Source organism: Sphingorhabdus sp., from assembly GCF_044357595.1.
Taxonomy (GTDB): domain Bacteria; phylum Pseudomonadota; class Alphaproteobacteria; order Sphingomonadales; family Sphingomonadaceae; genus Sphingorhabdus_B.
This window is the reverse complement of sequence record NZ_JBIKPH010000129.1, coordinates 1-6,917: the sequence shown is the minus strand read 5'-3', so window position 1 is coordinate 6,917 and position 6,917 is coordinate 1. Positions and strand designations below refer to the sequence as shown.

Here is a 6,917-nt window from a genome sequence, read left to right as displayed (position 1 = left end):
AAGAGTTGTGACAGATGGCGACGATTGGTCACGGTTGGCGTGTGTGTTGACCCGAAACTCAAGGGCCAGTTCCGGCGGTCTAACAATCTGCGGCAAGCCTGAAGGCACCTCATTGACTGAACTCAATTTAGCCTCCATCCTCGCGAGTAGTTCACCGCGTGAGCGAATTCATGCGATTACAAAACAAAAATTACTTCAAAACGAGATATTAATCCACCCTATTTAATGGGCACAGATAACTGATCTGTTTTCTCTTTATCTTACGGCGTACTTACGCAGTGCCTCGTTGACGCGCGCATCGCTGCCGGCGTCACCCAAATTGAATTGGCAGAGCGGCTTGGACGCCCTTAGTCATTTATTTCAAAGATTGAGCGAGGCGATCGGCTCAACGCTCCCCAAAAGACTGATCTACCGTCTTGATGATTGGCTTTAGCAGATATTTGAGTACCGTATTTCGTCCAGTCAAAATCTCGGTCGTCGAAGTCATGCCCGGTTGTATTTCTATCTTTCCACCGGCGCGAGGACGCATGTTGCGCGTGTCCACTCGGATATGCACGCGGTAGAAAATCTGTTCCCCGCCGGACTTTTGTTCCATAATCGTGTCAGGGCTGATATAGCTGACGCGACCATCCGCCGAGCCGTAGACTGATGGATCATATGCGTCGAACTTAACCGAGGCGGACTGACCGATGCGGACAAACGCGATGTCTGCTGGTGAGACCTTTGCCTCAACAATAAGCTCTTCACCGGTTGGTACGATCTGTAACACTTCATCCGAGGGGCGCAAAACCCCGCCGATTGTCGTTAGGCGGACGTTCTTGACGATGCCATCGGTAGGCGCCTCAAGTTCTGTCTCAGTAAGCGCTGCCACGCGTTGTTTCAGCGTCTGCTCGGCAGTCACCAGATCCTCTTCAATCTTGGCATACTCGGCCTGGAGGTCCTGTAGGTATTTGTTTTGGCGGTTCGCGATCTGCCCCTCGATTTCGGCAACAGAGCGTTCAAGCCTCAAAACTTCAGAGCGGCTGACATCGCCATATTGCAGCAGAGGCTGGTTCATTGCGAGTTCCTGCCGAACCAGACGAAGCATGCGATTAAGGGCCGCAATATCCTGCATCTGGGCGGCACGGCGCTTAGCAAACAGTTGCCGTTGGTTCGCCACGAAGTCGGGAAAATCTTTTACATCATCTGGAAAGACGAGGGGCGCGTCGAACAACTCAGCTTTAATCCGCGCCTTGGCTGTCTTGAGTGACGCCACTTTTGCCCCACCTTCGTCAACCGCGGCAGCAAGGCGGACCCTGTCAAGCGTCACGAGCACCTGACCCTTCCGTACACGGTCACCCTCTTTGACGCTGATCTTCTCAATGACGCCACCATCGGTGCTCTGGACAATCTGGATCCGTCCCGATGGAATGACTTGACCGCTTGCCCGACTGACTTGGTCAATCTCGGCAAGGCTTGCCCAGCCAACGAAGCCCGCGAGTGCTAAAGCAGTCAGTATAATGACCTGCCGGGAGGACGTCATTCGCATAAGGCCAGTCATGATTGTCCTTCGGAAGTAACAGTGGGGTGAGAACTGGTTGCGGCTTGGGCTGGGGGTGTTCGTAGTTTTTCCAACACGGCATTGACCGGACCGTCCATGGCAATTTGCCCATTGGCGAAAACGATCAGGCGGTTGACCAAGCCGACAAGCTGCATCTTGTGGGTCACGAAAATCAGGGTGCATTCCGTATCCATTGATTTCAGGATCGCCTGCAGCACCCGAGCCTCACTCTCCTGATCGAGATTGGCAGTCGGCTCATCAAGCAACAGCATTCTGGGTCTCGCGAGCAATAGACGGGTTAGTCCCACTTGGACACGCTGGCCGCCCGACATGCCATTACCGCCCTCGGAAATTGGGAGGTCTAGGCCCATAGGATGGTTGTTGATCAAGTTTACAAGGCCGGTCTGACTAGCTGCTTCGAGCAGAATTTCATCATTGGGCGTTGCCAAGCCAAGGGTTAGATTATCCCGCAAGGAGCCAGTGATCAAACGATAGTCCTGAGGGAAATAGCAAACCTGCCGTCGCAGATCTTCCTCCGCAATTTGCCGAACATCTACGCCATCGAGCAGCACATGTCCCTCTTGCGGCGCATAGAGCCCGGCCAGTATTTTAAGCAAGGTCGATTTTCCTGAGCCAACAGGGCCAATGATGCCAATCCTCTCGCCGGGACGGATCTCAAGGCTAGGCAGGTTAATACCCTGCCTGCCGCCCTGGTGAACAAATTTGACTTGCTCAAGCTTAACCTGTCCCCGAACGGCAGGTTGTCGGATCAACTCGCGGTCATCGGGTTGATCGCTCGGCATCGCCAGGATATTGTCGAGGGCGACTAGAGATGAGCGGGCATAGCCCCACTGAATAATGAGATTGGGAAGTGCAGCTACCAGCGGGCCGTTCACTCGCCCACTTAAAATTGAACAGGCGATCACGGCGCCCATTGTCATATTGCCATTGGCAACTTCGAATGCACCGACGCAAACCACGCCAATGTAGGCCATCTGCTGGATGAAGGAAAAGCCGGAGCTGGAAAAGGCTGACCATCGCTTTACCTTGAGGTCATATCGATGGATCTCGTCAACCAACCGGTTCCAGTTGGCAAGCATATGCCATCCACCGAGATTGGACTTGATCGTTTCCGCAGCGTCTAAGGCTTCTACCAGTAAACCGTTTTTCAAGTTCCCTGAAATTTGCGAAGCCTCAGTATCGCTGCGGATGAAGCGCGCCATGAGCCCAGCAAGGACTAAAGCCAGAGGAAAGGCGACAAGCGGCACAATAGCTACGATCCCGCCGAGCCATGCCATTACAGCCATAAATAGCAGAGCAAAGGGAAGGTCTGCCAACACAAACAGGCTGGCCGATGAGAGCATCGATCGCACCTGATCGGTGCCACGCAACTGGGCCGCCATGGTCCCGATGGAACGGGGGCGCGAATCAAGGCGGACGGCCTGCATGCGGGAATAGAAATACTCCGAGACCTCGCTGTCGATAACCGTTGCTTCCCTGTCGATCATTACCGCCCGTGTGTTACGGATCAGCATATCTATCAGCAGGGCGAAGACGATGCCGCCGGTCAGGACCAGCAATGTCGAAAAGCCGCCGCGCGGAATAACTCTGTCATACACCTGCATCGAGTAGATCGACGTTGCGAGCGCGATAAGATTGATGACTACGGTCGCGATCGTGGCATCAATAATCATTGACTTGCGACGGAATATTGCCGACCAAAAAACATCTATGGCTCTATTCGCGCCTGCTAGTTTTGTGATGCCTGGCAGCTCCAGATCCCTCAGGAGCAGGTCGCTCGACCAGTCTGCGTCAATTCCGCCGCTGCTATTCAAAAGCCGGATTTGGGTCGCATTCGTCCAACGCTGGGCGATGCACCAACCGTGTGCATCATGGAATGCGAGGGCGGGGAACTGATGGGCCCTCGGCTTGCCGCGTCTAGGAGACGAAGTCCAGCCTATGCCAGCGCAAAGTTTGTCGAGGGCGTCCCGATCATCGACCTGCAGGTCTTGGGGCGCGTTAATTGCCCAGTCTGGTCCAAGCACGACGCTCTTTCGTTGAGCATAGGCGGCAACAAGGTCAATAAACGGTGCAGTCATGGTTGAGCACTTTTCACAGTTTCCGGCGTCCACCGGCCCGACAGGAGCAAGATACGTACGAGCGAGGACTGCGCCGAAATGCGGGCATCAACGGCATCAATTTCAGCCGAGGTCGCCTCGCGGACCGCGTTCATGACGTCAATCCAAGTCCTACGTCCGCTGGTGAATTGCCGCATGTAGGAATCCATTACGCGCTGCGCGGCACTTGCAGCAGACTGGCTGCCGTCAAGTCGTAACGTCTCGGATTCATACTCGCGCAGCAGGGCCTGGAGTTCGTCACGTAATTGACGCTCACCGGCAGAGATCTGCAATTCGCTTACCCGCACGCGCTGATTGGCAGCGTCGGCTGCGGCAAACCTTGACAGCCCACCATCAGACTGGACCTTGAGCGCGACGCCCACACGATGTCCGAAATTCTCGCTGTAGCTATACTGGCCGCTCAATTGCGGTAGGATGGATGCGCCCGCGACACGGGCCTCGGCTTTGGTACCTCTTGCCTCAGACCGTAGACGTTCAAGGCTTGGGCTGAAGCTGAGGGCCTCAGCTGTAACCTTGGCATCTTCTAGCCTTGGCCAAGAAGCCGGAGAAGTGGGAAGCATGCCCACTGTGACAAGACTATCTCCGATCAATTCATGAAAGCGGCTCAATGCTACACGCTCCTGAGCGTCTGCCTGATAAATCTGCTGACTAATTTGTAGCGCGCGCGCTCTGGCAAGTTCCAAATCCGACAGTGGGCTCACCTCTTGGGCAACGCGCCGCTCCATGCTGGCCACCATGCGTTGGTGCTGTTCAAGACTGATAGCCAAGAGGATGCCGCGCTCGCGCCAAAGATGGACCTCATAAAAGCTCTTTGCCGTAGACTGGGCAATGGCCAGTATGGCCTCATTATATGCTGCTAGCGCTGCGCTTTGGCGCGCTCGTGCCCGTTCGATCACTCCCGATATCCGACCGCCTGTCCAAAGCGGCTGATCGACCACCGCTTGAGCCTGCAAGCTGTTACGCGACTGGTTAAAAAACAAGCCTTCTAATGAAAAACTAGGAAACCGCTGCCATTTGGTCGCGCGCACATCAGCACCAGCGGCGCTGGCAGATGCTTTTGCGGCAGCGATGGAGGGATGAGTTTGTACCGCTCGATCTATCGCTACGTAAAGTTCAGCAGTATCCTTTGCGACTGGCGCGCTGAACATGGCCAGGTCTTCAGAAAAAGCTGGGATCGCTGGTGGGGATGCTACCAATAAAAAGAGACAAAATATGTGTAATTTCTTCAAAATTGGTTCAATCACGCTGCCAAGAGGTCATTATAGATCAGCGCTTAACAATTATCAAAACAATTCATTTCTAAATCGTAATCGTTCCAAGTTTTGACAAAATGGCAAGGCTAAACGTGAGCTATCTTCTAAGAAATGATAATCCAATAATGCGCATACCGTCTATACTCCAAAGTCACCCAATGATTTGCAGGTCTGTGAAAGCCAACGGGGTCGCTGCTCCGAGCGTAGCGACCAGTACTGCCGCGCTGCCTGAGGCGTTACCATCGGCGTCATAATAAAGCGAGCCAGTGGTAGTATCGTAGATGAACCGGTCGTCTGCATCATGCGCGGTTTTTATCCCTGCACCAGACCAGAACGCGTCTGACGACAGATCGCCTAAAGCGGCACCGGATAGGCCCGTAAAGATCGCCTTGCTGAATACCAGCTTGTCCCCGTCTGCTGACGTAAAGTCGGTAATCGTGTCAGTATTTGTTGTTGCGTTGGGGGTTGTGTCGAAGATGAACCAGTCGTCACCGCTGCCTCCGGTCAGAAGGTCGTTGCCATTGCCACCATGAAGGTCATCAAATCCTGCTCCGCCAACCAGAAAGTCATTGCCCGAACCGCCATTGATGATGTCATTGCCGCTATAGCCATAAATTGCATTGGCGTTGCCATCCCCAGTAAGGGTGTCATCACCTGAGCCACCTAAAATACCCTCAAACCCAGACAAGGTGTCGGTCCCGCCTCCGCCAGTCGTTTGGGCCGTCGTGATAGCCAAGCTGACTGTCACGGCTGTAATACTCTCCCGATAATCGACGAAATCAAACCCTGCACCACCATTCAATATGTTTGTTCCTGCGCCACCACTAATGGCGTCGGAACCATCGCCGCCATTGATCGTGTCGTTTCCGTTAAATCCATAAATTGCATTGTTGAAACCGTCACCAGTAAGGACGTCATTAGCTGAGCCACCTAAAATGCCTTCAAACCCAAACAAGGTGTCGGTTCCACCTCCGCCGGTCGTTTGGGCTGTCGTGATAGCTAAGCTAACTGTCACGGCTGTAATACTTTCCCGATAATCGACGAAATCAGACCCTGCGCCACCATTCAGTATGTTTGTTCCTGCGCCACCATCAATAGTGTCGTCACCATCGTCACCATTGAGGGTGTCGTCGCCCAAACCACCATTGAGGTAGTCATTGCCCGCCTCGCCATAGAGGAAGTCATTGCCCGAACCGCCATTGATGATGTCATTGCCGCTATAGCCATAAATTGCATTGGCGTTGCCATCCCCAGTAAGGGTGTCATCACCTGAGCCGCCGGTAATTCCCTCAAACCCAGACAAGGTGTCGGTTCCACCTCCGCCAGTCGTTTGGGCCGTCGTGATAGCCAAGCTGACTGTCACGGCTGTGGTACTGTTGCGATAATCGACATAATCAAACCCTGCACCACCATTCAGTATGTTTGTTCCTGCGCCACCTCTAATGATGTCGGAACCATCGCCGGCATTGATGGTGTCGTTGCCGCTATAGCCATAAATTGCATTGGCGTTGCCATCCCCAGTAAGGATGTCATCACCTGAGCCACCTAAAATGCCTTCAAACCCAAACAAGGTGTCGGTTCCGCCTCCGCCAGTCGTTTGGGCTGTCGTGATAGCCAAGCTGACTGTCACGGCTGTAATACTTTCCCGATAATCTACGACATCAAACCCTGCACCACCATTCAATATGTTTGTTCCTGCGCCACCATCAATAGTGTCGTCACCATTACCGCCATTGATGGTGTCATTGCCAGCGTAACCCAAGATGTAATCAGCGAAGCCGGTGCCGGTAATGACATTGGCTCCGGAGTTTCCAGCTATGCTCAATCCACTCAACACCAGAGATGCATCGACGTTGAGAGCCGTGGTGGCGGTCGTGACCGCTGCCGCCGCCGTGCCAGTGCCGATCACCACCTTCTCGATGCCGGTATCACCTGCGTAGAGCGTGAGGGTCGCATTGGCAGTCGTCGAGGTAAAGCGCACCTCAT

Annotated in this window: 4 protein-coding genes; all 4 read right to left on the bottom strand. The window is 53.9% G+C overall.

The window, feature by feature from the left end:
• Window positions 1-385 precede the first annotated feature (385 nt).
• Window positions 386-1,540 carry an HlyD family efflux transporter periplasmic adaptor subunit gene (locus tag ACIQ2T_RS11080; protein ID WP_397590859.1) on the bottom strand — a complete coding sequence of 385 codons (1,155 nt, stop codon included), beginning with the start codon at window positions 1,538-1,540 and terminating at the stop codon, window positions 386-388.
• Window positions 1,537-3,639 carry an ATP-binding cassette domain-containing protein gene (locus tag ACIQ2T_RS11075; protein ID WP_397590858.1) on the bottom strand — a complete coding sequence of 701 codons (2,103 nt, stop codon included), beginning with the start codon at window positions 3,637-3,639 and terminating at the stop codon, window positions 1,537-1,539. The genes ACIQ2T_RS11080 and ACIQ2T_RS11075 overlap by 4 nt, the downstream gene beginning before the upstream one ends.
• Complete coding sequence (locus tag ACIQ2T_RS11070; RefSeq protein ID WP_397590857.1) at window positions 3,636-4,826, bottom strand: TolC family protein; 1,191 nt, start codon at window positions 4,824-4,826, stop codon at window positions 3,636-3,638. Before ACIQ2T_RS11070 ends, ACIQ2T_RS11075 begins: the two co-directional genes overlap by 4 nt.
• Window positions 4,827-5,082: 256 nt before the next feature.
• The coding region (locus tag ACIQ2T_RS11065; protein WP_397590856.1) for a calcium-binding protein at window positions 5,083-6,917 on the bottom strand (1,835 nt) is incomplete at its 5' end.

Excerpts from the sequence above, each read along its gene's own strand:
- ACIQ2T_RS11080 (WP_397590859.1), bottom strand. The coding sequence starts at position 1,540 with ATGACTGGCCTTATGCGAATGACGTCCTCCCGGCAGGTCATTATACTG.
- ACIQ2T_RS11075 (WP_397590858.1), bottom strand. The coding sequence starts at position 3,639 with ATGACTGCACCGTTTATTGACCTTGTTGCCGCCTATGCTCAACGAAAG.
- ACIQ2T_RS11070 (WP_397590857.1), bottom strand. The coding sequence starts at position 4,826 with ATGTTCAGCGCGCCAGTCGCAAAGGATACTGCTGAACTTTACGTAGCG.